The following is a 21,012-nucleotide window of genomic DNA, read 5'->3' on the forward strand; positions in this document are numbered from 1 at the left end:
CGAGGAGAGAAATACTCAAACCTCGCGCAACAACAAATAGGAGAATCGCGCTACAAGACTCCCAACTTTGTTCAATTGGTGATTTATGTCACAAGTTTACGCATTTTTGCAAAAACGCATCGATTTTTAACCCTTTATATGCATGATTGCGCGTAATCTTAAAAGTGATTGAATCATAATCGTATGATTGCTCGATTGCACAATAATCAGTTGAAGAAAGGACTCAACATGGCAACTCTTAGCGAAGATATGAAGACTTTTATTGAGAACAATTTGGCTTGGATTGCAACGATTAGCAAAGATGGCGAGCTTGATCTTGGCCCAAAGATGTCGATGTTTGTTCTAGACGATAATCACCTTGCTTACCACGAGCGCACTGCAGGTCAGCATTTTAAGAACTTGCAAGATGGCAGCCAGTTGGTTGTTGCTGTTGCAAATTTGGCAGAAAAGAAGGGCTATCGCTTCCGCGGAACTGTTACTCTTCACACAGATGACGCGATTTACAACGAGCAGGTTCGCGTTGCAGAAGAAAAAGGTACGAAGAAGCCAGCGGCCGTTCCTGTTATGGAGATTACTGAGATTCAGGATTTGACTTCTGGAGCTAACGCTGGAAAGACGATTGCTAAAGATTAATCAAAATACTAATTTTTTGCAAAAAACTAACAAAACGCCGAATGAATTATGACCATTCGGCTATGCGTTTTAAAATAGCGAGTGGCGTTCGTCCTCAATGGCGAAGATGAACACCACTCAATTTTTATCTGATTATTTTTTACTTGCTTTCTTTACGCAATTCGCGCAACCTAGCGTTCATTTCTTCCGCTTTCTTCTTCTCGAAGTAATAAATTATTGCAGCAATCGCAATCGGGAAAATAACAGTGAACGCAATCCATCCGCAAATCACAGCTGGCTCATCTTTGAATGAAATCCACCCAACAATCACCGATACAATAAATTGAATAGCAATTGGCGGCACCAGCGCAAACACAAACTTTGCGAGATTTGACATGCGATCATTCGACCAAAAAATAGCGAACACTCCATAGCTTATGCCTATAACAAGCGTTGCTACAGCATAAGATGCAATTCTGTTTCCAACCGCGCTATGCGCTAACAGGCTAGATACAAAACTGATTGCAGTAAAAATAGTGCACCCTATGCCAATGCCTTTAACAATGTTTTTTGCCATTGTTTTGCCTAAAGTTGTAACTTGCTTTTCCATAATAATCATTTCCTTTTTAAGTATTAAAAATTTAGTATTAAAAATTTAGTATTAAAAATACGCTTAAAATTACATTCCTAAGCGCTTTTTGAACCCAGCTAAGCATCTGCGACTAATCCACTCAACGCTTCCGTCGTCCATTTTTACGCTCATACTTCCGCCGAATCCTGGATCGACTCGAACAATGCGATTCAAGTTCACGATTGCGGATTTAGATATGCGCACAAACGACGCAAATTGCGGATTGTCAAAATCCATCAGGCGCTTGTAAGAAACGCACTCGCCTTTATCGCTATGAATGATTACGCGCGAATTTTCTACGCAAATCATAATCACATCTGGCTCGTGCATAACAATAATCGAATCGTTAATATAACCATATATGAATGAATTATTGTTGCTATTTGCCGCATTTACAGCATTATTTACAGCATTTACAGTATTATTTTCGGCGCCGCTTGCTTTTGCATCTTTAGAATCAACGCTTTGCAAATTGGCTATAATGCGTTTAAGATTATCGTCAATATTGTGAACTGACAATTGAGCCTGCTGCTCTTCTTCTGGCGGCACAATAGCAATTGTTACTTTCATCAAGCCTCCCTTCCGTATACTACCGTTAGCGTTTGCTAGCTATTGCTAACTTTTCTTAGCGTTGCTAGCTTTTTGTTTTGTAATTTTGACTATACGGCACTGTAAATAGTCTGTCTTTACAAAATCGCTAAGCGGTAGCTTTTGGGTTTTAAGCGGCAAATAAGCGGCGAAAAATAGAAAAACGCATCTTTCTACTCAGCCGTATACGCAGCCCTCTATGCTGCACCCCAAATGCGAATAAGACGCTGGCTTGTAGGATCTGCTGCAGGACCTTGATCGTAAGCATCCAAGCGCCAATGAATAGAGCCATCTGAATTAAGACTTGGTATTAGGCGCGCCCAGCGACCATTTCCCATTCCGCCAATCTCCGTGTAAGAAGGGTCTACCTTGTCTAATCCAAGAAGCTTATGAACAGTTTGAGAAAGGCAAGATCCGTGCGAAAACACTAGTAAATCGCGGTCGGAGCCAGTTTTGCGCGCCCAATCTTCTACAGCTTTCGCCGCGCGCTCGCCAACTTCTTGCTTTGTTTCTGCACCGTGATTTAGCTCTCCGCCTTTGCCTTCAACCCATGACTTAAAATCTTCAGGCCATTTTTCGCTAATTTGCTGGCGATTAAGGCCTTCCCACTCGCCAAAAAAGCGCTCGCGCACGCCATTTTCAACGTGCACATTAAGACCAATCTTATCTGCAAAAGCATGAGCCGTTTGCTGTGCTCGAATAAGCGGCGAAACAATGGCAACAAAACTTGCGTCCGCTTCTTCTGGAGTAATGCGCACGTGCTCCTGGCTATTTGGATTCTTTGGGTCTTCTAAGTCAGAAGCTCCAAAAAGCACGCGCAAAGCCTTGCCAGAGCGAGTCACCTGGTCTATTCCAGACTCATCTAAAGCAATATCAATCATGCCTTGAAGTCTAAATTGAGCATTATAAGGCGTCTGACCATGGCGAACAAGCATTACAGAACGCGCAATGCCTTCGTGAGTGCTGTTTTTATTGGCATTATGCGCAATTTGCGCTGCGCTTTCAACAAAATCCACCATTATCTTGCGCTACCTTTCAATTTCACTTTATTTTTCAGATGATTAAGCATGCCGCGGAAGTCGCAAATCTATACAAGGAAGACCATTCCATAAATTATCAAGACGATATACTGGAATAGCATCTTCACATACGACATAAACTACAAAATCACCATAATCAAGCGAAAACCATTGCGATAACTTAGAGGTTTCCTCAGGTATTGGCTTGCGCTTGTTCTCCTTAATATACAAGTATTTTTCAATTTCATCACTAACAGCCGATACTTGATCCTCGTTAGGTACGATAATAACAAGCATAATGTCTTTACGAAGCATATTGCTAACGTCAAAAGCTTGGATATTAGTGGCTTTTAACCTATAGGCTGCAGCCACAGCAATCCTAACCGAGTTAAAAGATTTTTCTGAAACTGCCATTGTTTCTCCTTAACTATCGAACTAACGAACTAACGAACTAGCGAACTAACGCTCCCAAGCTGGCTTCCAGCCCTCTACAACATGCTGCGTATTTTCCGAATAAACCATGGAATCCGCTGGAACATCTTTGCGAACAACAGAGCCTGCACCCGTTGTAACTCCATCTCCAACAGTAACGGGAGCTACAAACAGGTTTCCTGCACCAACATGCGCGTTAGAACCAATAGTCGTGTGATTCTTATGCACTCCGTCGTAGTTTGCTGTAATCGTGCCACCGCCAATATTCGTGTGCTCACCCAAATCAGCGTCGCCCATATAACTTAGATGCGGAACCTTAGTGCCGTTTCCAATATGCGCTTTCTTCATTTCCACAAACGCGCCCGCTTTGCTCTCCTCGCCAAGCACATTTCCTGGTCGCAAATACGTCCACGGACCAATGTTTGCAGCGCGGCAAATATGCGATTCTTGCACACGCGAGCGCTCCACAACCGCATCTTCATCTACTTGAGCATCAATAAGCGTAGTGTACGGCCCTACAACCGCACCGCTTTTAACAGTTGTGTGCCCTTGCAAGAAGCAGCCTGGAAGAACCGTAACATCTTCTTGTAAAACAACATCGTCTTCAATCCATGTAGTATCTGTATCTAAAATAGTCACGCCTTCAAGCATCCACTTTTCGCAAACGCGCTTGTTATATGCTTTTGCAAGCGCAGCTAATTGAACGCGAGTATTTACGCCTTCCACGCTCAGCGGGTCTGCGGCCGCCATTGCTCCAACACGCCCCATTGCGCGAGCGTGCTCTAGCGCATCTGTTAAGTAGAACTCGCCTTGAGCGTTCTTGGAATCAAGATTTTCTATAGCATCGCTAAGTACTTTTGCATCGAACAGATATACCGACGTATTTACTTCCTTAATCGCAAGCTCTTCTGCATTAGCGTCTTTGTGCTCAACAATTCGCAGAACATCGCCATTTTCGCCGCGCACAATTCGCCCATAGCCAGTTGCGTCGTCTAAAACAGCAGTTAAAACAGTTGCCGCGTTTCCTTGATTATTGTGAAACTCGATTAACGATTGCAATGTTTGCGTATCTAAAAGTGGCATATCGCTTGCAGCAATTACCACAGAGCCTTTAAGCGCACTGCCATATTGCTGCTTTGAAGCTTCGTTAAGATCTTGCATTGCGCACTGCACAGCCCTGCCCGTTCCAGGCTTATCGTCTTGATTTACAATCCGCACAGCGTTGTTGTAGCTTTGCGCTGCTTGCGACACCCGTTGCGCTTGAGCATGAACTACAACGGCAAGCTCCCCTGGATTTATGCCCGCCATTGCGTCCATTACGCGATTTAAGAACGTCTTCCCCGCAAACTTGTGCAATACCTTTGGAGTTTCTGAACGCATGCGCGTCCCATCACCTGCTGCCAGAATTATTGCTGCGGCTACATTATGATTTTCCACAAGCGCTCCTTATTTTGCATAATACGTGCCGAAAGATTTTTCAACACAACACAAGAGCAAAGCAAAAGTGCCCCCGACGCGATTCGAACGCGCAACCAACGGATTAGAAGGCCGTTGCTCTATCCATTGAGCTACAGAGGCGCAAGTTGCAATTATACCAAAATTCTTACACCAACACACCCAGTCTTAAATAATTTGCAAATTAATATCGCGCAACACGCGGTATATTTGATTACTCTACAAAATGTGGTATAGTCATCAAGTCGCGTTAAAACGCGGATAATTTAAGATGCCCCTGTATCCCAATTGGTAGAGGAAACAGCCTCAAAATCTGTGCAGTGTGAGTTCGAGTCTCACCGGGGGCACGTGCACAACGCCGCTTACATTCTAAGCGGCGTTTTTGTTATCTTCTCTCTCGCGCACACGCGCAGCCCCCGATTTTGCAATTAAAACAAAAACGCGCACCCAAAAAGGATGCGCGCTTAGAAAACTACGATTAGCTAACGATTAGCTAGCAATCAACTAGCGATTAATCGCAAGCACCAACGGTGTGAACGTAAATAGAGTCGGTACGACCAGCCTGGCGCTCACCCTGAGCAGTGCTCAAAACAACAATCTTGTCGCCGTCTTCAACCTTGCCAGCTTCACGAAGAACCTTGTCGGTGAAGATCATAAGATCATGACGGTTCATATCGTGGTAGTCCTCGCTAATCAAGAAGCCTTCAGTGCCCCAGCTCAAAGCCAACCAGTGATAAGTGTGCTCATTGTTGGTCAAGCCGTAGATTGGAGCAGCTGGACGCTCGCGAGAAATGCGATGAACGGTACGACCAGTTTGCGTGTAAGCAACAATCGCCTTAGCGTTAAGCTTATCTGCCAAATCAACAGCTGCAGAAGAAACTGCACCCGTGCTAGACATGTCAAGCTCCACAGATGGAATGCGATCGTAACCGTTTTCAGTAGCGTATTGAGAAATACGAGACATGGTCTGAACGGTAACTGCTGGATACTTGCCGACTGCAGTCTCGTTAGAGGTCATAGTTGCATCGGCGCCGTCAAGAACAGCGTTAGCGCAATCAGAAGCCTCTGCACGAGTTGGAACTGGAGAGTTAACCATAGATCCAAGAACTTCGGTAGCAACGATTACTGGCTTTGCGTATTGGCGAGAAAGCTCAATGCAGCGCTTGGTAACGAGTGGAACCTGCTCAAGTGGCATCTCCACTGCCATATCGCCACGAGCAACCATAATGCCATCGAAGGTCTTAACAATCTCTTCCAAGTTTGCAACAGCCTGTGGCTTCTCAATCTTTGCAACGATTGGAATGCGGCGGCCTTCTTCGTCCATGATTTCGTGAGCGCGATCAATATCGGTAGCAAAACGCACGAACGACATTGCAATAATGTCTGCACCAGTGCGAATAGCCCAACGAAGATCAGACTCATCCTTTTCGGTCAATGCTGGAAGAGACACGGCAACACCTGGAAGGTTAATGCCCTTGTGGCTAGAAACTGGGCCAGCAACAACAACCTTAGTGTGTACGTCGTTGCCTTCTACCTTTGTAACCTCAAGACGAACCTTGCCGTCATCAATCAAAATTGGATCGCCTGCGTGGCAATCTCCTGGCAAACCCTTGAAGGTTGTGGAAGTGCGATGCTCATCACCCTCAATATCGTCTGTGGTGATAACGAACTCTTGGCCCTCTTCCAAATAAACCTTGTCTTCGCCGTCAGCGTTCTTCTTGAACCAACCGCAACGAATCTTTGGACCTTGCAAATCAACAAGAGCAGCAACATTACGACCAGTAGTCTTTGAAGCTTCGCGCAAATTGTTGTAAACGCGCAAATGATCTTCAGGAGTGCCATGCGAACGGTTTAAGCGAGCAACATCCATTCCAGCTTCAACAAGCTTGGTAATGCCCTCTAACGATTCGGTAGCTGGTCCAATAGTATCAACAATTTTGGCTTTTCTCATAATGCCTGCCTGTTTCCTTTGTTTATTTTTAAATGGGAAAATACCCACTTTACGTGTAATAGTGTACCAGCAAATTGTGACCTATAGGCAAAACTCGCGCCTATTTTTTTACTACGATTAATCATGACTACATGCTAAAAACTTACGACTAGCTACGCTCGCTTATTAATCACGATTAACTCACAGTTAATCACGCTCACTTAATACATCACTTATTAGCCTCATCCATTTGCCGCAACTCTTTTTTAAGATCGCGTATTTCGTCGCGCAATCGCGCTGCAAGCTCAAACTGCAACTGTTCTGCCGCCGTATGCATTTGCTCGCTCAAATTTTTAATCAAAGACATAATATCGCTTTGCGGCAAGGCCGATATATTCGCCATACGCTTTTCTTTGCTTTGCTGCCCCAGATTCGGCTCTTTTGGCACGCCATAATGCGAGTTCCCAGCCTTATTAGCATTCCTATAACCGCCTGCTAGCAGAGTTTGAGTATCAACATCCTCCTTAGCAAGCATGTCGTTAACGTCACTAATCTTCTTTCGCAAAGGCTTAGGATCAATCCCATGAGCCTTGTTATACGCGATTTGCTTTTCGCGACGCCTCTCCGTCTCGCTAATCGCCTTGCTCATAGCATCCGTAACAGCATCCGCATACATAAGCACAGTTCCCGAAACGTTACGAGCAGCGCGGCCAATCGTTTGAATAAGCGAGCGGTAAGACCTTAAGAAGCCTTCCTTATCTGCATCCAAAATCGCAACCAGCGAAACTTCTGGCAAATCCAAGCCCTCACGAAGCAAATTAATACCAACAATCACATCAATTTTCCCTTCGCGAAGCTCGCGCAAAAGCTCCACTCTACGCAAAGTATCAACATCCGAATGCAAATACTCAACTTTAATACCAAGCTCAAGGAAGTAATCAGTTAAGTCTTCCGCCATTTTCTTAGTAAGCGTAGTAACAAGCACGCGCTCATCTTTTGCAACACGCGCCTTAATTTCCGCCAGCAAATCGTCAACTTGACCTTCTACAGGTCGAACCTCAATCTTAGGGTCTAGCAAACCAGTTGGGCGAATAATCTGCTCAACTACGCCATCCGAAAGCCCCAACTCGTAGTCGCCAGGCGTTGCCGAAAGATACACAGTTTGACCAACGTGCTCCAAAAATTCGTTCCACTTTAACGGGCGATTATCCATTGCAGATGGCAGCCTAAAGCCATGCTCTACAAGCGTTCTTTTGCGCGAAGCATCACCCTCATACATAGCTCCGATTTGCGGCACGGTTACATGCGACTCGTCTAAAACTAGCAAAAAGTCGTCTGGGAAAAAGTCAAGAAGCGTATGCGGAGGCGTGCCAGCCGCGCGTCCGTCAAAATGCCTCGAATAATTCTCCACTCCAGGACACACTCCAACTTGGCGAAGCATCTCCAAATCGTACGTAGTTCTCATTTCCAAACGCTGAGCTTCCAGCAATTTGTTCTGCTTTTTAAGCTGCGCAACTCTCTCGCCAAGCTCCGACTCAATCGCCTCTAACGCGCGTTCCATGCGCTCAGGACCCGCAATATAGTGAGATGCTGGGAAAATATGCACGCTACTCTCCTGGCGAATCACTTCCCCAGTAAGCGGATGTAGCATTGTAATTCTGTCGATTTCGTCGCCAAAGAACTCAATTCGCACAGCTAATTCTTCGTACACAGGAATAATCTCAACCGTATCTCCGCGCACTCTAAAAGTTCCGCGCGTAAACGCAATGTCGTTGCGCTTGTATTGCATGCTCACAAACTGACGAAGAAGCACGTCTCGCTCAAGCTGCTGGCCAACACTCAGCATAAGCATTCGCTCGGCATACTCCTCTGGGGTACCAAGTCCATAAATGCAAGAAACCGTAGCCACAACAACGCAATCACGTCTAGTAAGCAAATTCGCTGTAGCAGCGTGACGAAGACGCTCAACATCGTCGTTAATATTCGAGTCTTTTTCAATATACGTGTCTGTTTGCGGAATGTACGCTTCTGGCTGATAGTAGTCGTAGTAAGACACAAAATAGCTCACAGCATTATCTGGCATAAGCTCGCGAAACTCCGCGCAGAGCTGAGCTGCCAATGTTTTATTCGGCTCAATAATAAGTGTAGGCCGCTGCAAACGCTCAATTAGCCAAGCGGTTGTAGCAGTTTTACCAGTTCCCGTGGCGCCCATTAAAACAACGTCGTTTTCGCCGTTTTCAATGCGATTTGCTAACTCTTCGATTGCTTGCGGCTGGTCGCCCGAAGGCTCGTACGGCGCTTTTACAACAAAAGGCTTGTTTGTGCGCTGAATTTTATTCGACATTATTTTTCTCCAAGAGCATTAATAGCATCAAGAGCATTTTATTTATTTTACTAAAACCCAACAATCGCGCGGTTGCTTGCGATTCTTCCTTTGGGTCTCTAATGCTCCTTACCCATCCACGTTTTAATTTTTGAATCAACGCTTTTAAGCATAACTTCCATAGGCTTTGTAGAATCAACCACAAAATCCGCGATTTTCTTGCGCTCAATCTCTTCAACTTGATTATTTATGCGCTGCTGCGCCTGATTCTGGCTCATTTTGCGCTCGCTTATCATTCGCGCAATGCGAACATCTTTAGGCGCTTCAACTGTAATAATATGGTCAAAACTAAATGGAATACTGTCGATTACTTGCGCAAGCAGCGGAATATCGTGCACAATAACAGAACTCATACTGCCTAGCACACTGTGATTTTCTTCAGAAATTTTATTAACATATTCGCTTTCTAAAGTCTTTGCGCAATCATAAATAGCAGGATGAATAAGCGACTCAAGCTTCTTACGATTTTCACAACTCTCGTCGGAATCTCCAAAAACATGCTTTGCAATAAACTCGCGATTCAAAGAGCCATCATTCTTAACGGCATTTTCCCCAAAAATGCTTACGATTTGCTGCAAGACTACGCTTCCTGGCTCCACCACTTTACGCGCCAAAACGTCGTAATCTATAACAAACGCGCCAAGCGAACGCAAATGATTTACTACTGTAGATTTTCCAGCCGCAATTCCGCCCGTTACCGCAATCCGCATCATTGTCATATATAAATTATAAGTAATGCCCCAGTAACTAATTACCAGGGCATTGTTTATTATCACTAATAATAAAAGACTAGTCTTTTAACTCGGCACCATCAGCATCTTTGTGCCACTTACTTCCAGGCTTTGAGCAAAGAATCAAAATACCCTCAACCAATGCCCATATTGCTGTAATGATCAACAGGAAACCAAAAGAAAGAACAGAAATAAGCAGCTGTGCAATCGCTTTTCCTTTAAAACCAAGGTAAAAATTGTGAATACCTAATGTGCCTAAGAAAATCGCTAGCAAACCTGCAACAATTTTATTGCGCGAGCTTACTAAAGTTGCTTTAGTGTTCTCCTCACTATTCCCATCGTACGAAGGGAACTGAGCATTTTTCTGATTGTTATCAAACGTGCTCATAATCTTCACCAATCCTTTTAATAATCATGATTAATGTTTAAAAGCATCATATAATCACGATTCTTAAAAGAAAATTGATTGTACCTATATTTAATTACAAAACTTGAGTCACAAAATACTCGTAAAACATACTCAAAATAGTAGTCAAACATAAACAAAATTGCCCCGATGATAACTCACCAGGGCAATTGTTAATAAGCGTCTAGTAGAAAGTAGAAACTACTTCTTTTCGCTCAAAAGCTGTTCGCGCAAAGCTGCGAGCTGATCGGAATCAGCTAAAGCACCTTCGTTAGCGGCCTCAGAAGAATAGTTGGAAGCAACTTCTTCCTTCTTTTCTTCCTTAGCTGGCTTCTTTTCTTCAGCTTCTTCACTCTGACCATCAGCGGCTGCGGATTCTGCTGCAGCTGCGAGTTCCTTAGCGGCGAACACCTTGTGCTGCTCCCACAATTCGTGAGCTGCTGCATACTGTGCTTCCCACTCTTCGCGCTGCTGCTCGTAACCAGCAATCCACTCGTTGGTGTTTGGATCGAAGCCTTCTGGGTACTTGTAGTTTCCTTCTTCGTCATACTCAGCTGGCATGCCGTAGAGAGCTGGATCGAAATCTTCAGAATTTGGATCAACAGCCTCGTTAGCCTGCTTCAAGGAGAGCGAGATCCTGCGACGATCGAGATCTACGTCAATAACCTTAACGAATACTTCTTCGCCACCCTTAACAACAGTTTCTGGGTTCTCTACATGACGGTTAGCAAGCTCGGAAATGTGAACCAAGCCTTCGATGCCGTCTTCAACGGAGATGAACACACCGAACTGAACAATCTTGGTGACCTTACCCTTAACAACCTGTCCAGGAACATGGGTGCGAGCGAAGCGCTGCCATGGATCTTCCTGAGTTGCCTTAAGGGAGAGGGAGATGCGTTCGCGATCGAGATCAACGTCGAGAACCTCAACGGTAACCTTATCGCCAACCTTAACAACCTCAGATGGGTGATCGATATGCTTCCAGGAAAGCTCGGAAACGTGAATGAGGCCGTCAACACCGCCGAGGTCAACAAACGCGCCGAAGTTTACGATAGAAGACACAACGCCTTCGCGAATCTGGCCCTTCTTAAGCTGCGAGAGGAAGGTCTCGCGAACTTCGGACTGGGTTTCCTCGAGGAACTGACGACGAGAAAGCACAACGTTGTTGCGGTTCTTATCGAGCTCAAGAATCTTAGCCTTAATCTTCTGGCCAATGTATGGGGAAAGATCGCGAACGCGACGCATTTCAACGAGGGAAGCTGGCAAGAAGCCGCGCAAACCGATGTCTACAATCAAGCCGCCCTTAACAGCCTCAATAACGGTACCTTCAACAATGCCGTCTGCATCCTTGATCTTCTCAATGTCACCCCAAGCGCGCTCATACTGTGCACGCTTCTTGGAGAGAATAAGACGTCCTTCCTTGTCTTCCTTAGTTACAACAAGGGCTTCGATGGTGTCGCCAACTTCAACAACATCATCTGGATCAACGTCTTTCTTGATGGAAAGTTCACGGGAAGGGATTACACCTTCAGTTTTGTAGCCGATGTCCAACAATACTTCGTCGTGATCAATCTTTACGACTGTACCTTCAACTAAATCACCATCGTCAAAATTCTTGATGGTTAAATCGACTGCCTTGATGAAGTCTTCTTCGGTGCCAATATCATTAATCGCAACCTTGGCGACTTCGTTATTATTCTCTGCCATTACTTATTAGTGGTTTCTTCTTGGGGTGGATATTACTCGATATTAAATTATGATTTGTGCACGCGCACTATGCACGCACTCTGTCAATGTTATATATAGGCATAGCCAAAATCGCCGTTTTACTTCGGGCGTGTCGCGCTACTTGATATTCGCTACTTGCCACTTGCCGCGCGCTCAGCCATATCAACAACATTGGCCAATAGCATTGCGCGAGTCATTGGTCCAACTCCACCAGGATTTGGCGAATACGCTCCCGCGATTTCTCTACAAGCAACATCAACATCGCCTTTTACGCGATACCTTCCCACTTCTTCATCAAAAACGCGCGAAACGCCAACATCAACCAGCACGGCTCCAGGCTTAACATCGCAAGGCTTTACAAATCCCGCGCTGCCCATTGCCGCAATAATAACGTCGGAGCGCAGCATAATATCGTGCAAATCTCGCGTGCGCGTGTGGCACAATGTTACAGTTGCGTCTACTCCCCTGCGCGTAAGAAGCAGTCCGATTGTTCGACCAACCGTGATTCCTCGTCCAAGAACGCACACATTTTTGCCTTCAAGATTAATGTTATAAGCGTCTAAAAGCGCTAAAATTCCTCGCGGCGTGCATGGCAAAGGCGTAACAATATCTCCCGAAATATGCATAACCAGCTCGCCCAAATTGTACGGATGCATTCCATCGCAATCTTTTGCAGGATCTACCGCCTCAATAATCTTTTGGGAATCCACGCCTTTTGGCAAAGGCAATTGCACTATAAAACCCGTACAAGAAGGGTCATTATTAAGCTGATTTACGGCTTTAAGAATGTCGTCTTCGCTAGCGTCTTCTGGCAAATCGCAGCGGATTGAGCGAATCCCAACTTCTTCGCAATCCTTGTGTTTTCCAGCAACATATTTCAACGATCCAGGATCGCTTCCAACTAAAAGCGTTCCAAGCCCAGGAGTAATGCCACTTTCCTTAAGCTTTTCTACCCTGCTTTTTAAGTCGCTCTTAATACTTGCGGCTAGCGCTTTTCCGTCTAATACAACAACCATTATTCACATCCCAACTATCATTGATTTAAAGCATCAATTTTAACTTAAACAACAAATCACCTACATAATTCGTATGGATAGGCTATCGTGAGGCATCGAAGTGTGCGACACAACTGTTAATAACTGAATATTAATAATAGAATGGTATTTATACTATCCGCATAGCAAACGCCAATGCGAATAACAACTGACGGAAGGGGCGCAAAGATGTGCAGGAATACTTTTCATTTAAATAGCGCAAAAATAAATAGCGCAAAGAAAATATGCAAAGCAATTTTGGCGTGCATTATTGTTCCATCGATTCTTGTTGGCATGACTGCATGCGGCCAAAAACAGCCAGTACAGCAAAAGCAAGCTTCTCCTAAAGAACAAGTCAAAAAAATCAAGGTTGTTTCCACTCTTGAATCTTGGGCAAGTCTGGCTAGAGAAATAGGTGGAAACAATGTTGAAGTGCAATCTATAATCAGCAATCCAGATACAGATGCATCAACATTTAAGCCGTCAAGAAAAGATTTGCAAAAGCTTTATTCCGCACAAGTTGTTATTTCAAATGGCGCTGGCTACGATAGCTGGATTGCAAAACGCACCGCTAAAAACAGCGAAGTTGTAAACGCTGCTTCTACAGTTGGAGCGCTAAATGGAGACAATCCTTACTTGTGGTTCTCAAAAGACGCTAGAAACGAGATGGCTTCTAACATTTGCGAAGCTTTCTCTAAAGTTCTTCCGTCAAAGAAGAAGATTTTTGATAAAAGACTTAACGCCGTTAAAGCTCAAGAAAAAAAGCTTGAGGATTATCTTTCAAACTTCGCTAAAAGCCATAAAAAGCTTAAGTATGCTTCAGTGACTCCTATTCTCTTCTGGCTTATGTCCGACATGGGAATTAGTGATTCTGCGCCTAAAGCCTACGCTCAGCAGGTAGCACAGGGAGACGAGGTAGACAAGGCTAATGTGGATGCGTTCCAAAAGCTTATTGAAGAACGAAAATTCGACGTAATCATAAGCAATAGTCAAAGTAAAGGTGACGATATTAACATCTTGACTGGAACAGCTGGCAGAAGCTACACGTCTGTAATCTGGGTTAATGAACTTATGCCATCGTATGCAACCGATTTAAGAAAATGGGTTATGAAGATTTGCGAAGACATTAATAATGCTGGCAAAACTACGACTAATATGCGCAAAGATTTAGAAAAGCAAGAAGCTAATCAAAAGAAGCCTATTACCGAAAAGCCGACTGTTTCGCAGCCAGATCCAAACAGGTCTAACGAGGGCCAGCAAGATCCAGGTAAGTAGGCTCACGCTTGAGCGAGTATAGACAATAAATACTTCATACTATTTATTAGCAATTACTTACGAATTAAAGATTTGCTGGCGATTTATCTGCAATCACTTGCAATCACTTGCAATCACTTGCAATCACTCGCAGTGCAATTTCAATGCCTCGAAGCATATCAGCTAAACTCATAGAACTCGTGCTCGGCTTATTGAGAACCTGCTCAGGCAAATACGGAACGTGAATGAAACCGCTCTTAATTGGCAATTTTTTAGTCTGGCAGTAATTACAAACACTGTAAAGCACGTCATTGCATACGTACGCGCCCGCAGAAAAAGACACAGCCGCAGGCAATTTCGCTTTATTTAAAGCGTCAACTATGTTCACAACTGGCAAAGTCGCTTTATAAGCCACATCACCATCTTGTACAACAGACTCATACCAAGGCTTATATCCACTATTATCTGGTATGCGCGCAGCTCTACAGTTAATGCCAACATACTCAACGTTAAAACAAGCAGAACCGCCAAATTGCCCTAGCGAAAGCACAGCATTAGGGCGAACTTCCTCTATTTTCTTAATAACTTTTTGCGCACCCTTGTTAAATTCCGTAGGAATCTGCAAACGAACAAGTTCCACACCCTCAGGCGCAGGCACTGATTGCGCAATCTCCCACGAAGGATTTATAGACTCATTATCAAACGGCGTAAAACCAGTAATCAAAATACGCATTAAAATACCCCCTCATACAATTCTCACTTATCAAACTTTATCAAACTTTATCAAACTTTATCAAACTTTATCAAAATACATTGCTAAAACTGTATACAATGCACTTGTATAAAACATTAATGATTCTATTACTTACTTCATGTTCATAGCAAAGATTAAATGGTAGTTACAACTTATACAATAATCGCAAAACAACACACCTAGACTCACGATTAGCCAGACTCGTCGTAGTGTAATATGATTGGCTAATAGCGCGTGCTTAACGAACAATGTTGTTAACAGCGCGCATAAAACTACAGAAAATACAGATAAATCAAAAATCAATGACGAAAAGAGATTACCGATGACCAAGATAATTCAGATTGGCGCAAATCATGCTGGCACTGCCTGCGCTAACACCATTTTGAGCTACCCAGGAAACGATCTTACAATCTACGATCAAAATAGCAACATTTCCTTCCTTGGCTGCGGTATGGCTTTGTGGATTGGCAAGCAGATTCAAAGCAGCGATGGCTTGTTCTACCAGAAGCCAGAAGATTTCGTTAAAAAAGGCGCAAAGGTAAATCTGGAAAGCAAAGTTCTAGACATTGATTACGCAAAGAAAGAAGTTACTGTAGAGCTTAAAGACGGCTCGGTTATTCACGATTCTTACGATAAACTCGTTCTAGCTACTGGCAGCCTTCCAAACAAGCCACGTATTAAGGGCATTGATTTGGAAAACGTGCAAATGGTAAAGCTTTTCCAAAACGCGCAGACTGTTATTGCTAAGCTTCAAGAGCGCGATTTCCATAATGTTGTGGTTCTTGGCGGCGGCTACATTGGCGTGGAACTTGCGGAAGCCTTTAAGCGCTTGAACAAAAACGTGACTCTTATAGACATGGAAGACCATATTCTTAACGGCTACTTTGACCCAGAGTTTTCCGATAATTTGAAGAGAATTATGGAAGATAAGGGCATTAAATTTGAGCTTGGTCAAACTGTTGAAGAGATTGTTGGAGATACTGAAGTCAAGGCTGTTAAGACCAGCAAGGGCACTTACGAAGCCGACATGGTGATTTGCGCTATTGGATTCCACCCAAATGTTGCTCTTGGAAAAGATCATTTGAAGCAATACGAAAATGGCGCTTTCCTAGTTGACAAGAAGCAGCAAACTTCCGACCCAGACGTGTACGCTATTGGCGATTGCGCTACAATCTACGACAACGCTCGAAGCCGCGTAAACTACATTGCGCTCGCTACTAATGCCGTTAGAAGCGGCTTGATTGCAGGTCACAACGTTTGCGGAACTCCTGTAGAAACCGAGGGCGTGCAAGGCTCTAGCGCAATGATGATTTACGACTACAAGCTCGTTTGCACTGGTTTAAGCTTGTCTGCCGCTCAAAAAGAGGGCATGGACGTTGACTACGTTGATTTTGAGGATACTCAAAAGCCTGCGTTTATGGAAGTTGAGAATCCAAAGGTTAAGATTCGCATTGTTTACAAGAAGGATTCTAAGGTAATTGTTGGCTGCCAACTGGCATCTAACTACGATATGTCTGCCGCAATTCACCTGTTCTCTCTTGCTATTCAAAAGAAGGTTACGATTAAAGAGCTTGCCTTGTGCGATATCTTCTTTATGCCTCACTTCAATCAGCCATACAACTACATTACGATGGCAGCTTACACGGCTTTGTTGAAGGGCTGATTAGCCTCTGCGATTGGCTTCTGCGATTAGCTTAAATCGCATTTATTAAACCAAGCAATCTGTTCTATAATGGAGCAGTTGCTTGGTTTTTTTAATCATCCGCGCAAAAAGCGCGCACAAAAACGCGCATATTAGCGTAAGACATGCAGATTAAAACAAAGGAGTCTAGGATGAAGCAGCTCTCTATTAAGCCAACTATTCACAAGTTCGAGAACGCTCGTGATTTTTCGCAAGAATTTAAGCTTGGCAAGAACGATTTGGTTATTACAAACAAGTACATTTGGGAACCTTATTTTGGCGATTTAAACCTTGATTGCAATGTGATTTTCCAAGAAAACTACGGCAAGGGCGAGCCAAGTGACGAAATGGTTGACGCGATTGTTCGCGATATTCGCACTACCCCAAAGCGTGTGATTGGCATTGGCGGCGGCACCGTTTTGGATATTTCTAAAGTTTGCGCGTTAAAGCAAACAAGCCCACTCGAAGATTTGGTTGACGGCAAAATTCCTGCGCAAAAAGGCGCAGATCTTATTCTTGTTCCAACTACTTGCGGCACTGGCTCCGAAGTTACAAACGTTGCCGTGTTCTCTCTTACAAAGCGCAACACTAAAAAGGGTTTGGCAAACGATGCTTGCTACGCTACAGACGCTGTTCTTATTCCAGAATTGTTAAAGAGCCTGCCTGATTACGTTTTTGCAACCAGCTCTATTGATGCTCTTACTCATTCGATTGAATCTGCGCTCTCCCCTATTGCAACAGAGCTTACAAAAATGTTTAGTTACAAGGCTTGCGGGCTTATTTTGCAAAGCTATATGCGAGTTGTTAAAGAAGGCAGCAATGCAAAAGCCCAAGTTGTTAGCGACTTGGTTTCGGCAAGCCTTTACGCTGGTATTGCCTTTGGCAACGCTGGCTGCGGTTGCGTTCACGCTATGGCTTATCCGCTTGGCGGCACTTTCCACGTAGCTCATGGCGAGACGAATGCCGCTCTTCTTACAAGCGTTTTGCGCTACTATGCTAAGCACGATGCGGAAAACAGCGATAGTGCAGAAAACACTGAACTTTCTAAGCTTTTTGACTTTATGGCAAATATTCTTGAATGCCAAAAAGCAGATGTATTAAATAAGCTTGACGAAGTTCTTAACACGATTCTTCCTAAGCATAAGCTTCACGAGTATGGCATGAGTGAAGACATGATTCAAAGCTGGGCTGCAAGCGTTGTTAAAGAGCAGCAGCGACTTTTAAAGAACTCGTACATGCATATGAGTGAAGATGCTATTGCCGAAGTCTACGCATCTACTTTCTAAAATCAGATTTCACTAAAGATTTCACTAAAAAATAATCCCCACAGCCAATAAGGTTGTGGGGATTTTATAATTATCGTGCCTACTTTAAAACTCACGGCTCAAGCGTTATTACAGGATGCAAATCAAACATAGTAACTGTGCGCTTTACACAATCAACAATGCTTGTTATTGCAATTGCAATAATGCCAAAGATTACAAGCATTCCAATGCTGGAGGCTATTGCGCCGCTGTTTCTTCCAGCCATTGCTTGACGAAGCCCAAGAATCGAGTACGTCATAGGCAAATATGGATGAACCGCTCTAAAGAACGATGGCGTCATTTGCACTGGGAAAGTTCCTGCAGAGCTAGTTATTTGCAGCATAAGCAGCACAATCGCAACAATTCTTCCTGGAATCTTAAACACTGCCATAATCATTTGCATTATAGCCATAAAGACTATTGATGCTATAATCCCCAGCGCGTAGAATGCAGCAACATTGTCAATCTGCAACTTCAACGCTCCGTGAACAACTCCCATAAGAATAATCGCTTGAACAACGCCCATAAGCACAAACGGCGTAAAACTAATAAGCGCACTTTTAAGCGGATTCATGCCATTAAGAATTGCTCGCCTATCCATAACCCTTAAAACAAAGGTTGCCATAAGCGCGCCAACCCAAAGGCCTATCGAAATAAAGTAAGGCGCAAAGCCAGTTCCGTAGTTTTCAACATGCGAATAATTATGCTCTTTAAGTGCAACTGGCGCACTCATCATCTGGCTTTTTTGCTTAATATTGTTGATTTTGCTAGAGCTTTGTGCGCTTTTAAGGCCTTCATGCAACTTTTTGGCTCCTTCAACAAGCTTTGGCGCATTTTCAGAAAGCTTTTGAACTCCAGAATTCAATTGACTTGATCCATCAACTATTTTTGCAGACCCAAGTGCAGCAGAATTAATACCATTGTTAAGCTTTTCGCTGCCGTTGCTTACTGCGCTAAGACCTTCCGCCAGCTTATTTGCTCCAGCGGAAAGCTGCGACGAGCCATTGTGAACGCTTGATATTCCTTTAGAAACGGCGTCAACTCCAGCTTTTATCTTCAAGCTCCCAGAAGAAAGCGCTACCGCACCTTGGCTCAATGCCGAAAGATTCGTCTCTAAAAGCTTAGAATTTTCGCTTAATCCTCCCGCAAGTCCTTGCAGTTTTTCTAGCACAAGCTCTTTTGTCACAAGTGGATTTTGCGCTTCAACAAGCAGCTGAGTAAGCTGACTCTTTGTAGCCTCATTTCCTGCTTTAACATGCTGTTCAAGCTGCGCACTAGAATCCGAAAGCTTTTTAGCTCCTGCATACAACTCGTCTGTTGCATTCTGCAGCGTTTGTGCTCCACTATTTAGCTGATTTGCGCCATTTGCCAAATCGTTAGTTTTTTGAGCTAAGAATTGCGCACCATCTTTGCTTTGCGCATTTGCATTTTTAAGCGTTTGCGCTCCTTTTTGAAGCTCGCCCAATCCGTTTTGAAGTTTTTGCAAAGACTGAGTAAGCTTATTCGATCCGTCAGCCAGCTTATCTACACCACCATTAAGCGATTGCATTCCTGCGCTTAAATCGCCAGAACCACTCACTGCTGAATTAAGAGAATCAGAAGCAGAATTTACTTTTTTAAACATATGCTCCCAATATTCTTGTGCAATCGCCTCACTAATTTCACTCCTTAAAGTGTGAAATGCTGTTTTGCCTATTTGAGACGCAAGCATGTTACTAGCTTGATCGTATTTTACGTGAAGCTTTGCTTTAGTCGGAGTATCGTATTGCGCAGAAGCAATGCACTTACTAAAAGACGATGGAATGGTTGCTACCATAAAATAATCGCCATTTTTAATGCCTTTGCTTGCTTTAGCACTATCTACAAAGTTCCACTGGAATCCTTCGCTTCCATCTTTTTGACTCTTTAAGCGATTCTTGATTTCGTGGCCAATATTGCGCATTTTGCCGTTTATAATCGCACCGTTATCTTCCACAACAACTGCGACTGGAACCGTGTCTAGAGTTTTGTATGGATTAGTAAACGCCCATAAATACAGCGACCCATATAAAAGTGGGATTAAGGCTACTGTTCCAATAACAAGCTTTCGAGCTTTACCTTTTATAGCATTATTTAATTCACGAAACGCAAGAACAATAGTATTAACGCGCATTCTTACCATCTCCATTTTCATTAAGATCATAATCTTCGCTATATTTTGCGCGATTTAGCCTTAAAACTTGATCTGCCTTCTTTTCTATCTCACTTTGCAAGACTCCCACACAGCACGAGCAGAAATGTTTGCTAACGTATGCGCGAATATCTGCAAGCAAGAGTTCGCTTTGCTCGCTTGTAAGCTCCGTTTCTACTCCGTCTACAAAAAGAATCCACGGCTTTTTTAGTAGCGCAAGCGCAATTCCTAATCTCATGCGCTCGCATGGCGTTAAATCGCCAATGGCTGTTTCTCTAGGAGATAATACTTTCCAATACGCTAGAACGTTATACGCGTATTGATGTAGTGCTTCGCGATTTTTAACATCATTTTTGTACTGTTCACGGAAAAGCGGCGATGCGCTCGCGAGTTTTAGCTCGCTCATAAGCACTTCTTCTATTGTTTGAGTGTTGTAGAATTCATTGATTCCATTGAACAATCCCAGTCCAACGTATTGACGTGATTCTCTTGTGTCTGCTGGAAGGCTTAAATCTGCGATTTTTAACGTTCCATTCGTAAACTTCATATAACCAGACAGTGCAAGCAGCAAAGCTGATTTTCCAGAGCCGTGTTCACCTGATATTGCAACAATTTGATGCGGCTTAACTTTTAGTGAAACATTCCAGAATGGAGTTCTTGTAAATCTTTTTAATCCTAATTCTTTAGCTTCTATAAGCGTTTGTTCATCTTGCATAATTCGTTTGCGGCAAAATACCGATGTCATACATTTTTAAATGGTATACATTTTTTAATGTTGCTATCGAAATTGCTATGCATTCCTCCTTTGTGTTTAACTTTTTCAATTTTCAATTTTTTTCAATTTTCAATTTTCAATTTTCAATTTTTGTTGATTTTGATTTTTGATTTTTGATTTTGTTG

General features: G+C 43.6%; 18 protein-coding genes and 2 tRNA genes. 5 read left to right on the plus strand and 15 right to left on the minus strand.

Translation table 11 applies throughout. The features are described 5' to 3' along the window. Positions 1 to 228 precede the first annotated feature (228 nt). Complete coding sequence (locus HMPREF3216_RS03315; protein WP_004130565.1) at positions 229 to 633, plus strand: pyridoxamine 5'-phosphate oxidase family protein; 405 nt, start codon at positions 229 to 231, stop codon at positions 631 to 633. Positions 634 to 772: 139 nt separating this feature from the next. Here HMPREF3216_RS03315 and HMPREF3216_RS03320 read toward each other — a convergent pair whose 3' ends face one another. From HMPREF3216_RS03320 to HMPREF3216_RS03345, 6 genes are all read right to left on the minus strand, one after another. Beyond that, positions 773 to 1,222: a DUF3021 family protein gene (locus HMPREF3216_RS03320; RefSeq protein ID WP_060786924.1), complete on the minus strand. Its 450-nt coding sequence runs from the start codon at positions 1,220 to 1,222 to the stop codon at positions 773 to 775. 69 nt (positions 1,223 to 1,291) lie between these two features. Further along, entirely contained in the window at positions 1,292 to 1,813 is a 522-nt protein-coding gene (locus HMPREF3216_RS03325) for a LytTR family DNA-binding domain-containing protein (RefSeq protein ID WP_060786925.1), read from the minus strand. 215 nt (positions 1,814 to 2,028) lie between these two features. After that, on the minus strand, positions 2,029 to 2,850 hold the full coding sequence (locus HMPREF3216_RS03330) for a histidine phosphatase family protein (RefSeq protein ID WP_060786926.1): 822 nt from the start codon (positions 2,848 to 2,850) through the stop codon (positions 2,029 to 2,031). Positions 2,851 to 2,892: 42 nt separating this feature from the next. Next, positions 2,893 to 3,264 carry an RsfS/YbeB/iojap family protein gene (locus HMPREF3216_RS03335; protein ID WP_060786927.1) on the minus strand — a complete coding sequence of 124 codons (372 nt, stop codon included), beginning with the start codon at positions 3,262 to 3,264 and terminating at the stop codon, positions 2,893 to 2,895. A 45-nt stretch (positions 3,265 to 3,309) separates the two neighbouring features. Continuing rightward, complete coding sequence (gene glmU, locus HMPREF3216_RS03340) at positions 3,310 to 4,719, minus strand: bifunctional UDP-N-acetylglucosamine diphosphorylase/glucosamine-1-phosphate N-acetyltransferase GlmU (protein ID WP_060786928.1); 1,410 nt, start codon at positions 4,717 to 4,719, stop codon at positions 3,310 to 3,312. Between the two features lie 68 nt (positions 4,720 to 4,787). Further along, positions 4,788 to 4,860 (minus strand) — tRNA-Arg (locus HMPREF3216_RS03345). A 150-nt stretch (positions 4,861 to 5,010) separates the two neighbouring features. On the opposite strand from HMPREF3216_RS03345, the gene HMPREF3216_RS03350 reads away from it, so the two are divergent. Further along, positions 5,011 to 5,084, plus strand: a tRNA-Leu gene (locus tag HMPREF3216_RS03350). 164 nt (positions 5,085 to 5,248) lie between these two features. On the opposite strand, the gene pyk is transcribed toward HMPREF3216_RS03350, so the two are convergent. The 6 genes from pyk to HMPREF3216_RS03380 all read right to left on the minus strand — a co-directional run bounded on the left by pyk (position 5,249) and on the right by HMPREF3216_RS03380 (position 12,931). Further along, positions 5,249 to 6,688, minus strand: a complete 1,440-nt coding sequence (pyk, locus tag HMPREF3216_RS03355; RefSeq protein ID WP_060786929.1) for a pyruvate kinase — start codon at positions 6,686 to 6,688, stop codon at positions 5,249 to 5,251. Positions 6,689 to 6,896: 208 nt separating this feature from the next. Further along, positions 6,897 to 9,011: an excinuclease ABC subunit UvrB gene (uvrB, locus tag HMPREF3216_RS03360; protein WP_060786930.1), complete on the minus strand. Its 2,115-nt coding sequence runs from the start codon at positions 9,009 to 9,011 to the stop codon at positions 6,897 to 6,899. A 98-nt stretch (positions 9,012 to 9,109) separates the two neighbouring features. Beyond that, the gene (gene coaE, locus HMPREF3216_RS03365) at positions 9,110 to 9,769 is read right to left on the minus strand and encodes a dephospho-CoA kinase (RefSeq protein ID WP_060786931.1); all 660 of its coding nucleotides are present in this window, start codon (positions 9,767 to 9,769) and stop codon (positions 9,110 to 9,112) included. 70 nt (positions 9,770 to 9,839) lie between these two features. After that, entirely contained in the window at positions 9,840 to 10,169 is a 330-nt protein-coding gene (locus HMPREF3216_RS03370) for a TM2 domain-containing protein (RefSeq protein ID WP_060786932.1), read from the minus strand. Positions 10,170 to 10,388: 219 nt separating this feature from the next. Next, positions 10,389 to 11,894, minus strand: coding sequence for a 30S ribosomal protein S1 (gene rpsA / locus HMPREF3216_RS03375; RefSeq protein WP_060786933.1), 1,506 nt, complete (start codon positions 11,892 to 11,894; stop codon positions 10,389 to 10,391). A gap of 152 nt (positions 11,895 to 12,046) precedes the next feature. After that, positions 12,047 to 12,931, minus strand: a complete 885-nt coding sequence (locus HMPREF3216_RS03380; RefSeq protein WP_060786934.1) for a bifunctional methylenetetrahydrofolate dehydrogenase/methenyltetrahydrofolate cyclohydrolase — start codon at positions 12,929 to 12,931, stop codon at positions 12,047 to 12,049. A 207-nt stretch (positions 12,932 to 13,138) separates the two neighbouring features. On the opposite strand from HMPREF3216_RS03380, the gene HMPREF3216_RS03385 reads away from it, so the two are divergent. Continuing rightward, a complete protein-coding gene (locus tag HMPREF3216_RS03385; RefSeq protein ID WP_060787125.1) occupies positions 13,139 to 14,224 on the plus strand; it encodes a metal ABC transporter solute-binding protein, Zn/Mn family in 1,086 nt (361 codons plus the stop codon). Between the two features lie 103 nt (positions 14,225 to 14,327). Here HMPREF3216_RS03385 and HMPREF3216_RS03390 read toward each other — a convergent pair whose 3' ends face one another. Beyond that, complete coding sequence (locus tag HMPREF3216_RS03390; RefSeq protein ID WP_060786935.1) at positions 14,328 to 14,936, minus strand: pyroglutamyl-peptidase I; 609 nt, start codon at positions 14,934 to 14,936, stop codon at positions 14,328 to 14,330. A gap of 343 nt (positions 14,937 to 15,279) precedes the next feature. On the opposite strand from HMPREF3216_RS03390, the gene nox reads away from it, so the two are divergent. Continuing rightward, positions 15,280 to 16,620 carry a H2O-forming NADH oxidase gene (gene nox, locus HMPREF3216_RS03395; RefSeq protein WP_060786936.1) on the plus strand — a complete coding sequence of 447 codons (1,341 nt, stop codon included), beginning with the start codon at positions 15,280 to 15,282 and terminating at the stop codon, positions 16,618 to 16,620. Positions 16,621 to 16,790: 170 nt separating this feature from the next. Beyond that, entirely contained in the window at positions 16,791 to 17,924 is a 1,134-nt protein-coding gene (locus HMPREF3216_RS03400) for a 4-hydroxybutyrate dehydrogenase (protein ID WP_060786937.1), read from the plus strand. Positions 17,925 to 18,015: 91 nt separating this feature from the next. Here HMPREF3216_RS03400 and HMPREF3216_RS03405 read toward each other — a convergent pair whose 3' ends face one another. Both HMPREF3216_RS03405 and HMPREF3216_RS03410 read right to left on the minus strand, forming a co-directional pair. Further along, positions 18,016 to 20,094, minus strand: coding sequence for a YhgE/Pip domain-containing protein (locus HMPREF3216_RS03405; protein ID WP_060786938.1), 2,079 nt, complete (start codon positions 20,092 to 20,094; stop codon positions 18,016 to 18,018). After that, a complete protein-coding gene (locus HMPREF3216_RS03410; RefSeq protein WP_060787126.1) occupies positions 20,084 to 20,827 on the minus strand; it encodes an ATP-binding cassette domain-containing protein in 744 nt (247 codons plus the stop codon). The genes HMPREF3216_RS03405 and HMPREF3216_RS03410 overlap by 11 nt, the downstream gene beginning before the upstream one ends. Positions 20,828 to 21,012: the final 185 nt, after the last annotated feature.

Source organism: Gardnerella vaginalis (assembly GCF_001546455.1).
In the GTDB taxonomy this organism is placed as follows: Bacteria; Actinomycetota; Actinomycetes; order Actinomycetales; family Bifidobacteriaceae; genus Bifidobacterium; species Bifidobacterium vaginale_B.